This is a genomic window from Phenylobacterium sp. (assembly GCF_036502675.1).
Taxonomy (GTDB): Bacteria; Pseudomonadota; Alphaproteobacteria; order Caulobacterales; family Caulobacteraceae; genus Phenylobacterium.
Map to the genome: position 1 here is coordinate 16,455 of NZ_DASXYF010000006.1, position 16,296 is coordinate 32,750.

Here is a 16,296-nt window from a genome sequence, read left to right on the forward strand (position 1 = left end):
GCGCCCGTAGCTCAACCGGATAGAGCATCCGCCTTCTAAGCGGACGGTTGCAGGTTCGAGTCCTGCCGGGCGCGCCAGGTGGGCGGGAAACACGGGAGAAGTTGAGGTGAACGCCGACGAGGCGTACATCGGGGGCTTGGTCCGTGCGGGGGAAGCGGCGTGTCCATAAAGGGAAGCTGTCATTGCGGGAGGATCGCCTTCGAAGCCGAGGGCGAGCCCGACCAGGCGATGGAGTGCAACTGCTCGCATTGCGCCCGGAAGGGGTTTCTTCTCTGGTTCACGACGCCGGACAAATTCACGGTCACCGGCGACGAGAGCGCGATGACGCTCTACCTCTTCAACAAGCACAACATCCAGCACCGCTTCTGTACGGTGTGCGGCGTGGAGCCCTTCGCGCGGGGCGTTGGCCCCGGCGGCAAGGCGATGGTGGCCGTCAATCTGCGCTGCGCCCCGGACCTCGACCTGTCGGGGGTCAAGATCGTGCCGGTGGACAGAAAGAGCTTCTAGACGCGATCCACACGGATTGGATCGCTCCAAACTCCGCTCATCCCGGCGAAGGCCACAGGCGCTAGCTCAAGGGCGACGACGCTTTTTCCTTCCCTGGCCTCCGCCCGGTGGGCGGGGAAGTGGGTCAACTTGACCGGATCTTGATCCAGGCGGCTATTGCACCTTGTCGTAGGCCGCGAACGCTCCGGCCAGGTCGGCGATCAGGTCGGCCGGGTGCTCCAGCCCCACGTGCAGCCGGATCAGCGGGCCGCCGTAGTCCCAGGCGAGCCCGCGGGCGGCCAGCTGCGGGTCGCAGACGATGGCCAGGCTCTCGAAGCCGCCCCAGCTGAACCCCAGGCCGAACAGCTTCAGCGCATCCAGGAACGCGTCCGCCGCCGCGGGCGAGCCGCCCGCCAGGGTGAAGGCGAACAGGCCGCAGGCGCCGGTGAAGTCCCGCGCCCACAGCGCGTGGCCCGGTGCGCCGGGCAGGGCGGGGTGCAGCACCTGGCCCACCTGCGGCTGCGCCCGCAGCCAGGCCGCCACGGCCAGTCCGCTCTCGCCGTGCCGGGCCAGGCGCAAGGCCAGGGTGCGCAGGCCGCGCAGCATCAGGTAGGCATCGTCGCCCGCCACCGCCCAGCCCAGGTGGTTGATCCCGTCCGCCAGCCGCCGCGCCAGCGCGGGGTCGGCCGCCGCGGCCGATCCCATGAACACGTCGGAATGGCCGCCGACATATTTGGTCAGCGCCTGCACGCTGATGTCGACCCCGTGCGCCAGCGGCTTGAACAGCCGCCCCGCCGCCCAGGTGTTGTCGGCCAGCGTCAGGGCGCCCCGCGCCTGCGCGGCCTTGGCCAGCGCGCCCACGTCCTGCATCTCCATGCTGAGCGAGCCCGGCGATTCCGCCACCACCAGCTTCAGGTTCGCCGGCATGGCGGCCAGCATCTCCGCCGCGGGCTGGCGCGGGTCGTAGTACGCCACCGTCACGCCGTAGCGGCTCAGCACCTTGTCGCAGAACCGCCGCGTCGGCCGGTAGACGGTGTCCACCACCGCCACCGCGTCGCCCGCCTGCAGCACCGCCAGCATCGCCCCGCTCAGCGCCGCCACGCCGGAGGGGTAGAGCGTCACCCCCGCCGCCCCCTCCAGCTCGGCCAGGGCCTCGCAGAGCGCCGCCTGCGCCGCCAGTCCCTGGCGGCCGTAGGTCAGCTGGTTGTCGTCGTCATAGAGAGATGCGGCGTCGGGCAGCAGGATAGTCGAGCCTCTCTGCACCGGCGGGCCGATGGTCCTGGCCAGGATCTTCGGCGTCGAGCCGGCGCGGATCAGGCGGGTTTCTTCGTCCATGCGGCTTGCGGGCCCAGGCTCCAGGAGGCGACAGTGGCCGGGCAGTTAGACCCGTCCCGGCGCGGGCGATCAAGGAGCGCGGCATGAGGAGGCGGCTGGCGGCGGGGATCCTGCTCCTGGCGCTGGCGGCCTGCGATGTCCCGGCGCCGCGCGCGCCGCCGCCGGCGCCCAGGACCCCGGCGGGGGTGAAGCTCGACGTCCAGCCCCACCCTGGCGGCGGTGCGCAAGCGCGGCGTGCTGACCTGCGGCGTCAACCCCGGCCTGCCCGGGTTCGCCTTTCCCGACGTGAGCGGCAGGTGGCGCGGCTTCGACATCGACATCTGCCGCGCCGTCGCCGCCGCTGCGCTGGGCGACGCCAACAAGGTCCGCTTCGTGCCGGTCACCGCCCAGGACCGCTTCTCCGCCCTGCAGCGGGGCCGAATCGACATCCTGTCGCGCAACACCTCCTGGACCTACGCCCGCGACGCCAGCCTGGGCCTCGACTTCCCGGCCATCACCTACTTCGACGGCCAGGGCTTCCTGGTCGCCCGCGCCCTGCATCTCTCAAGCGCCGACGAACTGGCGGGCGCGCGCATCTGCGTCCTGGCCGGCGCCGCCAGCGAGGCCAACCTCGCCGACTACTCCCGCGCCCGCGGCCTGAAGCTCGCCGCCGTGCGCGTGGGCTCCGAGGCCGAGGCCCGCAGCCTCTATCAGGGCGGCGGCTGCGACGCCTATACGGCCGACGTCTCGGCGCTGGCCTCAGCTCGTTCGGTGCTCGACAATCCCGCCGCCCACGAGATCCTGCCCGACGTCATCTCCAAGGAACCCCTGGGGCCGGTGGTCCGCCAGGGCGACCCGGCCTGGACCGACATCGTCCGCTGGACGGTCTACGCCCTGGTGCTGGGCGAGGAGATGGGGCTTACGTCGCGCACCGTCGCCCAGGCCCGCCGGACCGCCGTCGATCCCCAGGCGCGCCGCCTGCTGGGGGTCGAGGGGCGCCTGGGCCCCATGCTCGGCCTTTCCGACGACTGGGCCTACCAGGCGATCCTGCAGGTCGGCGCCTACCACGAGATCTTCCGCCGCGACGTGGGCGAGGATTCGGCCCTCAAGCTCGACCGCGGCCTCAACGCCCTCTGGAACGCCCCCAGGCCCGGCCTGCTCTACGCGCCGCCGATGCGGTGAGGCGTTGAAGATAGGGATATCCACCAACTCCACGAACGCGCTGACTCTCAAATTCCGCTCGTCCCGGCCCCCGGCTCCGGGGGTGTGCGGGGAGTGGGTCAGGTCCAAGATCCTGGATGGCCGCCGCCGCGCGGACCGGTTCGTGAGGTTCGTGTGGTTCGTGGACAAATATCCTTCTCGCCCTCAGCCCGTCACCACCGCCGTGTCCGCGCGTCCGCCCCATTCGGTCCAGGAGCCGTCGTAGACCGCCGCCCGGTCGTGGCCCAGGACCGCCAGCGCCAGGGCCAGCACCGCCGCGCTGACGCCCGAGCCGCAGGTGGTCACCACCGGCTTCCCCAGGTCGATCCCTGCGCCGGCGAAGGCTGCGGCCAGCTCCGCCTTGCCCTGCATGCGTCCGTCCTCGCCGATGAGGCTCGCGAACGGCAGGTTGCAGGCGCCCGGCATATGGCCGCCGCGCAGGCCCGCCCGCGGCTCCGGCGCCTCGCCGCGGAATCGCGCCGCCGGCCGGGCGTCCAGCACCTGGGCGGCGCCGCTCGCCAGCACGGCCTGCACGTCGCCCAGGTTGCGCACCAGCCCGGCGTCGAACGCCGGCGTCACCGTGGCGGGCGGGGGAACCGCGTCGCCCGCCGCCACCGGCCGGCCCTCGGCGAGCCAGGCCTGCAGTCCGCCGTCCAGCACCGCCACGTCCGGGAAGCCCATGGCCCGCAGCGTCCACCAGACCCGCGGCGCCGAGAAGATGCCCTGGCCGTCATAGACCACCGTCGCCGCCTGCCGCGACAGGCCCAGCCGGCCGGCGGCCTCGGCGAAGGCTCCAGGCGTCGGCAGCATGTGGGGCAGGGCGGCGGCGGGGTCGGCCACCGCGTCGATGTCGAAGAACACCGCGCCGGGGATGTGCGCCCGGCGGTGTTCGCCGATCCCGGACCGCCCGTCGCCCGGCATGAACCAGGTGGCGTCGACGATCCGCAGGTCCGGCCGGCCCAGCCGCTCCGCCAGCCAGGCGGTGGAGACCAGCGGACCCGGCGTCATGACGCCAGCCATGGCGGCGACGGCAGGTCGCGTTCCTTCAGGAACGCCGGGTTGTAGATCTTGCTCTGGTAGCGCGAGCCGTGGTCGCAGAGCACGGTGACGATGGTGTGTCCCGGCCCCAGGTCCCTGGCCAGCCGGATCGCCCCGGCCACGTTGATCCCCGTCGAGCCGCCCATCACCAGCCCCTCGTGCTCCACGAGGTCGTAGATCGCCAGCAACATCTCCTCGTCGCTGATCCGGTAGGGCCGGTCGACGGCCAGGCCCTCGAGGTTGGCGGTGATCCGCCCCTGGCCGATCCCCTCGCTGATCGAGGTCCCCTCCGATTTCAGCTCGCCGGTGGCGTAGTAGCTGTAGAGCGCCGCGCCATAGGGGTCCGCCAGGCCGATCGCCACGTCCGGCTTTTCGCCGCGCAGCGCCTCGGCCACTCCCGCCAGCGTGCCGCCCGAACCCACCGCGCAGATGAAGCCGTCGACCTTGCCGCCGGTCTGGCGCCAGATCTCCGGTCCCGTCGTCCGCACATGCGCCTCGCGGTTGGCCACGTTGTCGAACTGGTTGGCCCACAGCGCCCCTGCCGGCTCCGTCTCGTCAAGTTCCTTCGCCAACCTGCCGGAATATTTGATGTAGTTCCGCTCGTCGCTGTAAGGGTGGGCGTCCACCTCGATCAGTTCGGCGCCGTAGAGCCGGATGGCGTCCTTCTTCTCCTGGCTCTGGGTGCGCGGGATCACGATGCTGCAGGAATAGCCCAGCGCCTTGGCCACCATGGCCAGGCCGATGCCGGTGTTGCCCGCCGTGCCCTCGACGATCCGTCCGCCGGGCCGGATCAGCCCCTTGCGCTCGGCGTCGCGCACGATGAACAGGGCTGCCCGGTCCTTCACCGACTGGGCGGGGTTCATGTACTCGGCCTTGCCCAGGATGTTGCAGCCGGTGAGCTCGCTGGCGCGGCGCAGGCGGACCAGCGGCGTCTCGCCGATGGTGTCGAGGATGCTGTTTGCGACGGTCATGGCGCGCTACTTAAGCGGCCCGGCTCGCCCCGAACAGAGGTCTTACGAGCGACTCAGGGCAAGCTGCACCACATTGGTGCGCTCGGTGCGGAAGCCCGCCTCGCAGTAGCTCAGGTAGAAGCGCCACAGCCGCCGGAACCGCTCGTCGAAGCCTTGGACCTTGATCCCGTCCCAGGCCTGCTCGAAGCGCACCGCCCACTCGGCCAGGGTGTCGGCGTAGTGCTGGCCGAACCGCGCCGCGCCGCGCCAGGCCAGCCCCGCGCGCGCCGTTTCGGCCTTCAGCCGCGCCTCGCTGGGCAGCATGCCGCCCGGAAACACGTACTTCTGGATGAAGTCCGCCCGCTGCCGGTAGGACGCGAACAGCTCGTCCTTGATGGTGATGATCTGCAGGCCCGCCTGGCCGCCGGGCGCCAGCACCTGGCGGATCTTGTCGAAATAGGTGGGCCAGTAGCGCTCGCCCACCGCCTCGAACATCTCGATGGAGGCCACCCGGTCGTAGCAGCCCTCGACGTCGCGATAGTCGATGAGCCGGATGTCCGTGCGCTCGGCCAGCCCCTGCTCGAACATCCGCCTGCGGGCGAAGGCGTACTGTTCCTGCGAGATGGTGACGCCGGTGACCCGCGCGCCCAGCTGCTTGGCGGCGTACTCGGCGAAGCCGCCCCAGCCGCAGCCGATCTCCAGCACGTGCTGGCCGGGCTGCAGGTTCATGCTCTCGGCCAGGGTCCGGTACTTGTTGGCCTGCGCGTCCTCCAGCGGCTGGCCGGGCCGGGCGTAGCGGGCCGAGGAGTAGGTCATGCCGGGGTCGAGCCAGCAGGCGTAGAAGGCGTTGCCCAGGTCGTAGTGGGCGTGGATGTTCCGCCGCGAGCCCTTGCGGGTGTTGGCCCGGAACAGGTGCTTCAGGTGGGTGGCGCCCCGCACCAGCGGATGGCCCGCCAGCGCCTGGGCCAGCCGGTCCCAGTTCAGGCTGAAGGTGGTGAGCAGGGTCGAGAGGTCGGGCGTCTCCCATTCCCCGGCCACGTAGCCCTCGCCGAAGCCGATGGCGCCGGCCGCCAGCACCCGGCGCATGAAGCGGAAGTCCCGCACGATCAGCCGCGCCTCGGGCCCGGGCCTGGAGCCGGCGATGCGCAGCTCGCGGCCGGACGGCAGGACGAAGGTGACCGCCCCCACCAGCCAGCCCCGTACGACCGCCCTGAGGACCATTCGGAAGGCGGCCGGCGCACCGGCGAGCTCGGGGAGGCGCCGGAAGGCGCGGGGGGATGCGGCCGACGCCGCCAGGGACCTGTCCTCCACGAGGCTCATGTCTGCTCCCTCGTCTTTTGGCCAAGCTTAACACGGGATCGGCGCGAACGGGAACGCAGGCGCCTGCGTCCCATCCGGCAGATACGCGAGATCGATAAGTTTGGTTTCGCCGGACCGTTTTCAAGCTTGTGAAGCTCGGGTGCGCGCGCCACTTAGCGTCTACCGCCAACCGCCCGGGAGACGGCGACCGTGACCGCCCTTGCGCTGCCTCGCTGGAACATCTCGATCGGGGAGGGGGCGCCGCTGGTGGTGATCGCCGGGCTCAACGTGCTCGAGGACCTCGACCTGGCGCTGTCCACCGCCCGGACCCTGAAGGCCGCGGCCGGGGCGCTGGCGCTGCCCTTCGTCTTCAAGGCGAGCTTCGACAAGGCCAACCGCTCCTCGATCTCCAGCTACCGGGGGCCGGGCTTGGCCGCCGGCCTGGAGATGCTGGCCGCCGTCAAGGCCGAGGTCGGCGTCCCCGTCGCCACCGACATCCACGAGGCGGACCAGGCGGAGGCGGTCGCCGCCGTCGCCGACCTCGTGCAGATCCCGGCCTTCCTCTGCCGCCAGACCGACCTGGTGGTCGCCGCGGCCCGCGCCGTCGAGCGCGCCGGCGGCTGGCTGCACGTCAAGAAGGGCCAGTTCCTCGCCCCCTGGGACGTCCAGAACATCGTCTCCAAGGTCCGCGAGGCGGCCGGCCGCGACCTGCTGGTGCTCTGCGAGCGCGGCGTCTCCTTCGGCTACAACAACCTGGTGGTCGACATGCTGGGCATCGGCCAGATGCAGCGGCTGGGCGTGCCCGTCACCATCGACGCCACCCACGCGGTGCAGCTGCCCGGCGCCGACCCGCGCACCGGGGGGGCCTCCACCGGCGGCCGGCGCGAGGGCGTGCCGGTGATCGCCAGGGCGGCGGTGGCCGCCGGCGCCGACGGCGTGTTCCTGGAGTTCCACCCCGATCCCGACAAGGCGCTCTGCGACGCCCCGAGCTGCCTGCCGCTGGCCGAGGCGCCGGCGCTGCTGGCCACCCTGAAGGCGGTGCATGCGGCGGTCCGCCCCTGACCACTGGTCTGACCACGCCGGCTTGACCGGCCGCCCGTCAGGCCGCAGAGGCTTGCCCCCATGGACCTGAGCGAACTGCAGGAAGTCTTGGCCGCCGTGCCCGGCGTGCGGGTGGCCTGCGTCGGCGACCTGATGGTCGACCGCTTCGTCTACGGCGACGTGGGCCGCGTCTCGCCCGAGGCGCCGATCCCGGTCCTGGCCCGCACCCGCGAGCTGGTGATGCTGGGCGGCTGCGGCAACGTCGCCCGCAACGTCGCGGCCCTGGGCGGCCATGTCGCGCTGGTGGGCGTGGTCGGCGGCGACGCCGAGGCGCACCAGGCCCTGCGGCTCGTCGAGGCGGAAACCGGCGTCGAGGGCTTCCTGGTCACCGACCCGTCGCGCCCCACCACGCTCAAGACCCGATTCGTCTCCGGCGGTCAGCAGCTGCTGCGGGTCGACCTGGAGGAGGCGCGCCCCGTGACCGGCGCGGTCGAGCAGCGCCTGGTGCGCACCATCCGCGACGTGGGCAAGGGAGCGGGCGTCATCCTGCTGTCGGACTACGGCAAGGGCGTGGCCACCGCCGCCGTCATCGCCGCCTGCGGCCAGGCCGCCGCCACCGGCGCCCGGGTGATCGTCGATTCCAAGGCTCGCAGCTTCGCCCGCTACGGCGCCGTCCACATCGTCAAGCCCAACGCCGCCGAACTGGCCTACGCCACCGAGATGCCGGCCGACACCGACGCCGAGGTCGAGGCGGCCCTGGTCCGCGCGCTGGAGCTCTGCGAAGCCCAGTCCGTGCTGGTCACCCGCGCCGCCCAGGGGATTTCGCTGGCCGAGCGCGGTCAGCCCGTCCGCCATTTCCGCTCCACGCCCCGCGAGGTGTTCGACGCCTCCGGCGCCGGCGACACCGCCCTGGCCGCCCTCGGCCTGGCGATGGCCGCCGGCGCGCCGATCGCGCGGGCCATCACCTTCGCCCAGCTCGCCTCCGGCGTCGCCGTGGGCAAGGTCGGCACCGCCACCGTTTCGCCGGAAGAGCTGATCGAGGCCTCGCTCAGCGCCCATTTCGCCCCCGCCGAGGCCAAGGTGGCCACGATCCAGCGGCTGCAGGCCGAGGTGGCCCGCTGGCGCTCGCTGGGCCTGAAGGTGGGCTTCACCAACGGCTGCTTCGACATCCTGCACCGCGGCCACGTGGCCTATCTGAACCAGGCCCGGGCCTGGTGCGACCGGCTGATCGTCGGCGTCAACAGCGACCGCTCGGTGCGCGCGCTGAAAGGGCCCGGCCGGCCGGTCAACGACCTGGAATCCCGCGCCATGGTGCTGGCCGGCCTGGGCTCCGTGGACCTCGTCGCCCCCTTCGACGAGGACACCCCCCTCCGCCTGATCGAGGCCGCCCGCCCGGACGTGCTGGTCAAGGGCGCGGACTATGCCGAGGACCAGGTGGTGGGCGGCGACCTGGTGCGCGGCTGGGGCGGCGAGGTCCGTCTCGCGCCCCTGGTGGAGGGGTTCTCCACCACCGCGGCCATCGCCAGGATGGCCGGCAAGGAAGAGGTCGGGCCATGAGCCGCCGCATCGCCTTCGTCACCGGCGGGGCCGGCTTCATCGGCTCGAACCTGGTCGCCCGGCTGGCCGAGGACCGCGACCTCGACGTCGTGGTCTGCGACCGCCTGCGCGAGGCCGAGCTCGGCAAGTGGCGCAACCTCGCCAAACACCCGATCGGCGACTTCGTGGCGCCCGAGGCGATGTTCGACTGGCTGGAGAAGCGTTGGCGCGACATCGAGATGGTGATCCATATGGCCGCCGTCTCCTCCACTACGGAGCCGGATGCGGACAAGATCGTCCACTCCAACTTCACCCTGTCGCGCGACCTGTTCCGCTGGTGCGCCGATCGCCAGCGGCGGCTGATCTACGCTTCCTCGGCGGCGACCTACGGCGACGGCGGCCAGGGTTTCGACGACGACAACGGCTTCGAGGCCCTGGCGGGCCTGCGCCCGCTCAACACCTATGGCTGGTCCAAGGCGCTGGTCGACATCTTCGCCGCCCGCCAGGCCGCCCGCGGCTACGCCCCGCCGCAGTGGGTGGGGCTGAAGTTCTTCAACGTCTACGGGCCCAACGAGGAGCACAAGCACGCCATGAAGTCGGTGGCGGCGCAGATCTGGCCCCATGTCCGCGAAGGCCATGCGGTGCAGCTCTTCAAGTCCTACCGCGGCGATATCGCCGACGGCGGCCAGAAGCGCGACTTCGTCTACGTCCGCGACTGCGCCGACGTGGTCCAGTGGCTGATGGGCGCGCCGCAGGTCAGCGGGATCTTTAACCTCGGCAGCGGCCAGGCCCGCAGCTTCGAGGACATGGCCAACGCCGTCTTCGCCGCCGCCGGCAAGCCGCCGGCCATCGACTACACCCCCATGCCGCCGGCGATCCGCGAGAAGTACCAGTACTTCACCGAGGCGCGCATGGACCGCCTGCGCGCCGCCGGCTACCAGCGGCCCTTCACGCAGCTGGAAGAGGGGATTTCCGATTACGTCGGCCGCTTCCTCACCCAGCCCGACCCCTACCGCTGAGTCCCGGATGCCGCCGCGGCGACCCTTCGGGTTCCGGCGCTGGCTGGCCCTGGGGCTGGCCGCCCTGGTGGCGCTGGTGGCGGCGGCCAGCTTCGTCTGGCGCGACGACATCATGCAGGCGGCCCTCGACCCCAAGGAGCCGTTCCAGACCTACAGGCCGCCCCCGGCGCCGGACTACGCCCGGCCCGCCGCCTGGGCGCTGAAGCCCGGCGCCGGCCAGGCCGGCGTCGCCGCCGACGTCTTTTTCGTCTCGCCGACCACCTACGACGGCGGCCGCGACTGGAACGCCCCGATCGACGACGCGTCCGCCGACCGCTTCTTCCGCCGCACCATCGCCCCCAACTACGTGGGCCCCTTCGTCCGGGCGGGCCGGATCTTCGCCCCTCGCTACCGCCAGGCCAGTCTCTACACCCTGCTCACCCTGCGTGAGGACGCCCGCGACGCCCGCCGATTCGCCTACGCCGACGTCGTCGCCGCCTTCCGCTGGTACCGCGACCACGACAACGGCGGCCGGCCCTTCGTCCTGGCCGGGGTGGAGCAGGGGGGCACGCTCGCCGCCCGCCTGCTGGCCGAGGAGATCGCGCCCGATCCGGCCCTGCGCGCCCGCCTGGCGGCCGCCTACCTGGTCGACACGGTGATCCCCGACAGCCCCACGCCCGTCCCGCCGTGCGTCCGTCCCGCCCAGACCGGCTGCGTCGCCGCCTGGGCCGGCGTCGTCGACGGCGACCTGCAGCGGGTGCAGGATCTCAAGGATCGTTCGCTGGTCTGGGGGGAGGACGGCCAGCTGGTGAACCTCCAGGGCCGCACGCCGCTCTGCTTCAACCCGATCCTGGGCGCGGTCACCGACACGCCCGCGCCCGCCCGGCTGCACCTGGGCGCGGCCAACGCCACCGGATTGGAGTGGGGCGCGAGGCCGGCCTTCCTCACCCGCCAGGTCCGCGCCCGCTGCGAGCGCGGAATCCTGCGCCTCAGCCAGCCCAGGTCCGCCTCCCTGCGCCGCGCCGGTTCCTGGGCCGAACGGAAAAAAGTCCCGGGATACAACCTATTCTATGCAGATCTTGAGGCGGACGCGGAGGCCAGGGTGGCGGCGTGGCAGGCGCAGGCGCCGGTGATCGCCCCCCCACCCCCGCTCATCCGGGCGAAGGCCGGGGACCCAGGTCAAGTCCACGGACGCCCAGGCTGAATCCATCTACCCCGCGTCCTTCGCGCCCGGCCGCCAGTCGAACAGCTCCTGCAGCACCCTCAGCGCCTTGCCGCGTTCGCTCTCCAGCCCTGGGTCCCGCGCCACGATCAGCCGTGCGTCGTCCCCCGCCGCCGCGATCAGGTCCCGGTGGGCGAAGGGGTCGGCGAACACATAGTCCGGGAACCCGCTCTGCCGCAGGCCCAGCGCGTCGCCGCCGCCCCGGAGCTCCAGGTCGGTCTCGGCGATCAGGAAGCCGTCGTCGGTGCGCCGCAGGATGTCGATCCGCTTCTGGGCGATCTCCGACAGCGGCGGGTCGTAGAGCAGCACGCAGGCGCTCTCGCGGCTTCCGCGGCCCACCCGGCCGCGCAGCTGGTGCAGCTGCGCCAGGCCGAACCGCTCGGCCTGTTCGATCACCATGATGGTGGCGTTGGGCACATTGACCCCCACCTCGACCACCGTGGTGGCCACCAGCACTGACAGCCGCCCTTCGGCGAACTCGGCCATCACCGCGTCTTTTTCGGCCGGGGGCAGCTTGCCGTGGATCAGCCCGACGCCCGGGCCGATCCGCTCCCGTAGTTCGCGGGCCCGGGTCTCGGCGGCCTTCAGGTCGACCAGTTCGGACTCCGACACCAGCGGACAGATCCAGAAGGCCTGCGCCCCCTCCGCAACCACCGTCCGCAGCCGCGCCTCGACCTCCGCCACCCGGGTCATCGGTATGGCCCGGGTCGCCACGGGCGTGCGGCCCGGCGGCTTCTCCTCGATCCGCGAGACGTCCAGGTCGCCGTAGACCGTCAGTTCCAGGGTGCGCGGGATCGGCGTCGCCGACATGGCCAAGAGGTGCGTCGCCCAGCCCTTGGCCTGCAGCCGCTGCCGCTCGGCCACCCCGAACCGGTGCTGCTCGTCGATCACCGCCAGCCGCAGCTTGTCGAACACGATATCGTCCTGGAAGAGCGCGTGCGTCCCCACCGCCACCTTCACCGCTCCACTGGCCAGCGCCCGCAGCTTCTCGGTTCGCGGCGCGCCCTTGTCCCGCCCGGTCAGCAGGATCACGCCAATTCCCTGGTCCATCAGAGGCTTGGAGAGGGTTTCATAATGTTGCCGCGCCAGGATTTCCGTGGGCGCCATCAGAGCGGTCTGGCCGCCGCTGGCCGCCACGTCGGCCATGGCGGCCATCGCCACCACCGTCTTGCCGGAACCCACGTCCCCCTGGATCAGCCGGCTCATTCGCTCGCCGGCCGCCAGGTCCCGGCGGATGTCGGCCAGCGCCCGGTCCTGCGCGCCGGTGAAGGTGAAGGGCAGGGCGGCGCGCACCGCGTCGCCGAGCGTGCTCGGCGAAATCGCCTCCGCCGGCTCCGCCCGCCGGTCCGCCTTGCGCTGGGCGAGCGCCAGCTGGTGGGCCAGCAGCTCGTCATAGGCCAGGCGGCGCATGTGCGCGGCCTGCGGCGACAGGTCCGCCTCGCTGTGCGGCGCGTGCAGCCGCTCCAGCGCCTCACGCCAGGCCGGGAACCGCTCCCGCACCCGCCAGGCAGGGTCCTGCCACTCGGGCAGCTCCGGGGCCCGCGCCAGCGCCTCAAGGGCCAGCCGGCGCACCGTGCGCGGCGGCAGGCCGGCGGTCGCCGGATAGACTGGCTCCAGCTCGGGGATCTCGCCGGCCCGTTCCGGCGGCAGCATGTAGTCGGGGTGGGCGATCTGCAACTCGGAGCCGAACCGCTCCACCCGGCCGCTCACCACTCGTCGCGACCCCACCGGATGGCGCGCCTCCAGCGAGCCGCCCACCCCGCCGAAGAAGGTCAGTGTCAGGAAGCCCGTCCCGTCGTAGGTCTGCACCTTCCACGGCTGCGACGAGGTCCTGGGGCGGTGGTACGCCTCGATGGTCACTTCGAAGGTCTGCACCTCGCCCTCGGCGGCGATGTTCATCTGCGAGAGCCTGCGCCGGATCACCGAATGCGGCTTCAGGAACGCCACGTCGCGCACCATCGGCCCGGCGAGCTTTTCCAGCAGCGGCGCCACCCGCGCGCCCACGCCCTTCAGCGAGGTGATCGGGGCGTAGAGGGGGAACAGAATCTCGGGCCGCATGGCGGCACCATACCCGCCTCCAAGCTACCTTTTCTTCCGGAATGTCGCGACAAGCCGACTGCACAGCGGTTGAAGGATTTCAGCGTTCTATCTACGATTGCCCAGGGGGTGGATCATGAAATGCTTGGCGGTTTTGCTGACGACGGCTTCGCTGCTGACGACATCTGCGCACGGAGCGGCGGTGAGCGGCTTCGAATGCGTTTGGCAGCGAGCGCCGGCGAAAGCGCGTGCGACGCTGGATTTGCGTGATCCTGTACCGCTCATGCAGGCGTGCGACGTTTCGCTGACCGGCGATACGGCTCGCCTGTTGGGGCTGTATTTCAGCGCCCGCCGCAAACTCGACGTGACCCGCGAGGCGCTGCAAAATGATTCCGGGCTAAGCGACGAACGCTTGGCCGCCTTGGTTGCAATGATGGGGGTTGATGACCGAGCCGCGATCATGGAGATCCCGACTCACTTGGTCCTGCCTGAACCCTTGGCGGCCCGTCTTCGCCAAGCCGTTGCCGCCTCTGGAATTCCGGAGAGCGATCTGCCGCACCGGCAATTCGTGATCCAATACATCATGGCCAGTGTCATGGTCGACGAACTGACGCATTGAGCGCCGACGTCGGGGGCGTGTGACCTTCATTCCGGATTGACGGCAAACACCCGGCCCTCTGGAACGATCTGGATCAGGGCGCTGCAGCAATCGCTTCGGTTCGGCACTAGCGCGCCGAGACTGCCCGCTCTATATCCGCCGCCTCTTCATGGCCATCGATCAAACCCGGCTGCAAAAGCTGAAGTTTCGCGCTTGGCGGCGCGGCTTCAGAGAGGCGGACCTCATTCTGGGGCCGTTCGCGGACAGCCATGTCCAGGATTTCAGCCCCGAGCAGCTCGACGCCTTCGAGCTGCTGCTGGAGGCGCCCGACCACGACCTCTACGAATGGATCGTCGAACGCCAGCCGACCCCGGCCGCATTCGATACGGATATCATGCGTTTGATCAAACAGTTCCGGGATAATCTTCCGGTCGCCCGCGGGGATGGTCATGGCGGCTGACGGCTCGCGGCCCGCAACTCAGGCCCAGCTTCGCCGCGTCGCCGACGACCCCGGCGGCCTGGACATCGTGGGCGCGCCGGAGGGGTTCGACGCCCTGGTGCTGGCCGACATCGTCAAGGCCCGCAAGGGGCTGACGGTGTTTGTCGCCCGCGACGGCTCGCGGCTCTCGGCCTTCATCGACGCCTTTCGCTTCTTCGCCCCGGCGGTGGAGGTGTTGACCTTCCCCTCCTGGGATTGCCTGCCCTACGACCGCATCGGCCCCTCGCCGGGCGTCGCCGCCCAGCGGATGACCACCCTGGCCCGCCTGGCCCATCCGGACGCCAAGGCGGCCAGGCTGCTGGTCACCACCGTGCCGGCGCTGCTGCAGCGCGTGCCGCCGGTCTCGGCGGTCACCGACGCCTCCTTTTCGGCCACGGTTGGCCATGTGGTCGAGATCGCCGACCTGGAGCGCTACTTCGCCGTCAACGGCTACGTCCGCGCCTCCACCGTCTCCGAGCGCGGCGAGTTCGCCGTGCGCGGCGGGGTGATCGACGTCTTCCCGCCGGGCGCCGAGGAGCCGGTGCGCCTCGACCTGTTCGGCGACACCCTGGAATCCATCCGCGGCTTCGATCCGGAGACCCAGCGTTCCACCCGCCAGCTGAAGGACGTCAGCCTGCTGCCGGTCAGCGAGGCGCTGCTGGACGCCGAGGCCGTCTCCCGCTTCCGCAAGGGCTATGTGGCCGCCTTCGGCGCCGCGGGCGACGACCCGCTCTACGAGACGGTCAGCGGCGGCGGCCGGCGCGCCGGCATGGAGCACTGGCTGCCGCTGTTCTACGACGAGCTGGCCACGCTGTTCGACTACCTGCCCGGCGACGCCCTGGTCGCGGTCGACCACCTGGGCCGCGAGGCGCGCGACGAGCGCCTCGCCATGATCGAGGACGCCTTCGACGCCCGCAACCAGGCCGACCGCAAGAGCCACTACCATCCCCTGCCGCCCGGGCGGCTCTACCTTTCCAAGGCCGAGTGGGACCAGCGCCTGGCCGTGCGCCCCAGCCGCCGGTTCTCCGTCTTCCAAGAGGCCGAGGGCGAGGCGGTGGTCGACATGGGCGCCCGGACGGGACGCAACTTCGCGCCCGAGCGCCAGCGCGACAGCATCAACCTGTTCGAGGCCGCCGCCGACCACGCCGCGGCGCTGGCGGCGCAGGGCAAGCGCGTGCTGTTCGCCTCCTGGTCGGAAGGCTCCTCGGAACGCCTGGGCATGATGCTCGCCGACCACGGCATGACGCGGGTGGGCCTTGCGCCCTACTGGGACGCCGCCCGCGCCGCCGACCCCAAGCTGCCGCAGCGGGTGGTGCTGCCGCTGGAAGGGGGCTTCGAGACCGATTCGCTGGCGGTCATCTCCGAGACCGACATTCTCGGCGACCGCCTGGCCCGCCCGCGCCGCCGCCGCCGCGCCTCGAACTTCCTGGCCGAGGCCTCCTCGCTGACCCCCGGCGACCTCGTGGTCCACATCGAGCACGGCATCGGCCGCTACGACGGCCTGAAGACCCTCGACGTCCAGGGCGCGCCCCACGACTGCCTGGAGCTGCAGTACGGCGGCGAGTCCAAGCTCTACCTGCCGGTGGAGAACATCGACCTGTTGACCCGCTACGGCGCGGAGACCGAGGGCGTGCAGCTCGACCGCCTGGGCGGCGCCGCCTGGCAGGCCCGCAAGGCCAAGGCCAAGGAGCGGCTGCGCGAGATGGCCGAGGGCCTGATCCGCATCGCCGCCGAGCGCGCCCTGCGCTCGACGCCGCCGATGGACCCGCCGCACGGCGTCTTCGACGAGTTCTGCGCCCGCTTCCCCTACGAGGAGACCGAGGACCAGCTCGCCGCCATCGGCGATGTGCTGGAGGACTTCTCCGCCGGCAAGCCCATGGACCGGCTGATCTGCGGCGACGTGGGCTTCGGCAAGACCGAGGTGGCGCTCCGGGCCGCCTTCGTGGTGGCCATGAGCGGTCAGCAGGTGGCTGTGGTGGCGCCCACGACGCTCCTGGCCCGCCAGCACTACAAGACCTTCACCGAGCGGTTCCAGGGTTGGCCGGTGAAGGTGCGCCGTCTCTCGCGCCTGGTTCCGCCCAAGGAGGCCGCCCAGACCC

At 71.5% G+C, this 16,296-nt stretch carries 14 protein-coding genes and 1 tRNA gene; 10 read left to right on the forward strand and 5 right to left on the reverse strand.

The genetic code is table 11. The features are described from left to right. A tRNA-Arg gene (locus VGL30_RS01010) sits at positions 1–77 on the forward strand. Between the two features lie 82 nt (positions 78–159). Continuing rightward, on the forward strand, positions 160–507 hold the full coding sequence (locus VGL30_RS01015) for a GFA family protein (RefSeq protein ID WP_331535858.1): 348 nt from the start codon (positions 160–162) through the stop codon (positions 505–507). Between the two features lie 153 nt (positions 508–660). On the opposite strand, the gene metC is transcribed toward VGL30_RS01015, so the two are convergent. After that, on the reverse strand, positions 661–1,821 hold the full coding sequence (gene metC / locus VGL30_RS01020) for a cystathionine beta-lyase (RefSeq protein WP_331535860.1): 1,161 nt from the start codon (positions 1,819–1,821) through the stop codon (positions 661–663). A 219-nt stretch (positions 1,822–2,040) separates the two neighbouring features. Between metC and VGL30_RS01025 the strand changes: the two genes are divergently transcribed. After that, on the forward strand, positions 2,041–2,982 hold the full coding sequence (locus tag VGL30_RS01025; protein WP_331535862.1) for an amino acid ABC transporter substrate-binding protein: 942 nt from the start codon (positions 2,041–2,043) through the stop codon (positions 2,980–2,982). A 183-nt stretch (positions 2,983–3,165) separates the two neighbouring features. On the opposite strand, the gene sseA is transcribed toward VGL30_RS01025, so the two are convergent. Genes sseA through VGL30_RS01040 form a run of 3 tightly spaced genes read right to left on the reverse strand, consistent with a single transcriptional unit; the run spans position 3,166 to position 6,209 of the window. Further along, on the reverse strand, positions 3,166–4,020 hold the full coding sequence (gene sseA, locus VGL30_RS01030; RefSeq protein WP_331535864.1) for a 3-mercaptopyruvate sulfurtransferase: 855 nt from the start codon (positions 4,018–4,020) through the stop codon (positions 3,166–3,168). After that, entirely contained in the window at positions 4,005–5,009 is a 1,005-nt protein-coding gene (locus tag VGL30_RS01035) for a cysteine synthase A (RefSeq protein ID WP_331535866.1), read from the reverse strand. The genes sseA and VGL30_RS01035 overlap by 16 nt, the downstream gene beginning before the upstream one ends. A gap of 42 nt (positions 5,010–5,051) precedes the next feature. Beyond that, positions 5,052–6,209, reverse strand: a complete 1,158-nt coding sequence (locus tag VGL30_RS01040; protein ID WP_331535883.1) for a cyclopropane-fatty-acyl-phospholipid synthase family protein — start codon at positions 6,207–6,209, stop codon at positions 5,052–5,054. 288 nt (positions 6,210–6,497) lie between these two features. On the opposite strand from VGL30_RS01040, the gene kdsA reads away from it, so the two are divergent. The 4 genes from kdsA (at position 6,498) to VGL30_RS01060 (ending at position 11,066) form a co-directional block, all read left to right on the forward strand. After that, the gene (kdsA, locus tag VGL30_RS01045) at positions 6,498–7,349 is read left to right on the forward strand and encodes a 3-deoxy-8-phosphooctulonate synthase (RefSeq protein WP_331535868.1); all 852 of its coding nucleotides are present in this window, start codon (positions 6,498–6,500) and stop codon (positions 7,347–7,349) included. Between the two features lie 75 nt (positions 7,350–7,424). Continuing rightward, positions 7,425–8,885 carry a D-glycero-beta-D-manno-heptose 1-phosphate adenylyltransferase gene (gene rfaE2 / locus VGL30_RS01050; RefSeq protein WP_414694939.1) on the forward strand — a complete coding sequence of 487 codons (1,461 nt, stop codon included), beginning with the start codon at positions 7,425–7,427 and terminating at the stop codon, positions 8,883–8,885. Beyond that, positions 8,882–9,883 carry an ADP-glyceromanno-heptose 6-epimerase gene (gene rfaD, locus VGL30_RS01055; RefSeq protein ID WP_331535872.1) on the forward strand — a complete coding sequence of 334 codons (1,002 nt, stop codon included), beginning with the start codon at positions 8,882–8,884 and terminating at the stop codon, positions 9,881–9,883. The genes rfaE2 and rfaD overlap by 4 nt, the downstream gene beginning before the upstream one ends. Before the next feature lie 7 nt (positions 9,884–9,890). Beyond that, a complete protein-coding gene (locus tag VGL30_RS01060; protein WP_331535874.1) occupies positions 9,891–11,066 on the forward strand; it encodes a DUF3089 domain-containing protein in 1,176 nt (391 codons plus the stop codon). A 6-nt stretch (positions 11,067–11,072) separates the two neighbouring features. Here VGL30_RS01060 and recG read toward each other — a convergent pair whose 3' ends face one another. After that, positions 11,073–13,142, reverse strand: a complete 2,070-nt coding sequence (recG, locus tag VGL30_RS01065; protein ID WP_331535876.1) for an ATP-dependent DNA helicase RecG — start codon at positions 13,140–13,142, stop codon at positions 11,073–11,075. Between the two features lie 124 nt (positions 13,143–13,266). Between recG and VGL30_RS01070 the strand changes: the two genes are divergently transcribed. From VGL30_RS01070 to VGL30_RS01080, 3 genes are all read left to right on the forward strand, one after another. Continuing rightward, positions 13,267–13,740, forward strand: coding sequence for a hypothetical protein (locus VGL30_RS01070; protein ID WP_331535878.1), 474 nt, complete (start codon positions 13,267–13,269; stop codon positions 13,738–13,740). 148 nt (positions 13,741–13,888) lie between these two features. Further along, positions 13,889–14,179 (forward strand): succinate dehydrogenase assembly factor 2, encoded by a 291-nt coding sequence (locus VGL30_RS01075; protein ID WP_331535879.1) that lies wholly within the window; start codon positions 13,889–13,891, stop codon positions 14,177–14,179. After that, positions 14,169–16,296 (forward strand): CarD family transcriptional regulator (locus tag VGL30_RS01080; RefSeq protein ID WP_331535881.1); only part of this gene is annotated, 2,128 nt, incomplete at its 3' end. The genes VGL30_RS01075 and VGL30_RS01080, both read left to right, overlap by 11 nt.

Coding starts and splice junctions, on each gene's coding strand:
- metC (WP_331535860.1), bottom strand. CDS start 1,821: ATGGACGAAGAAACCCGCCTGATCCGCGCCGGCTCGACGCCGAAGATC.
- sseA (WP_331535864.1), bottom strand. CDS start 4,020: ATGGCTGGCGTCATGACGCCGGGTCCGCTGGTCTCCACCGCCTGGCTG.
- VGL30_RS01035 (WP_331535866.1), bottom strand. CDS start 5,009: ATGACCGTCGCAAACAGCATCCTCGACACCATCGGCGAGACGCCGCTG.
- VGL30_RS01040 (WP_331535883.1), bottom strand. CDS start 6,209: ATGGTCCTCAGGGCGGTCGTACGGGGCTGGCTGGTGGGGGCGGTCACC.
- rfaD (WP_331535872.1), top strand. CDS start 8,882: ATGAGCCGCCGCATCGCCTTCGTCACCGGCGGGGCCGGCTTCATCGGC.
- VGL30_RS01060 (WP_331535874.1), top strand. CDS start 9,891: ATGCCGCCGCGGCGACCCTTCGGGTTCCGGCGCTGGCTGGCCCTGGGG.
- recG (WP_331535876.1), bottom strand. CDS start 13,142: ATGCGGCCCGAGATTCTGTTCCCCCTCTACGCCCCGATCACCTCGCTG.
- VGL30_RS01075 (WP_331535879.1), top strand. CDS start 13,889: ATGGCCATCGATCAAACCCGGCTGCAAAAGCTGAAGTTTCGCGCTTGG.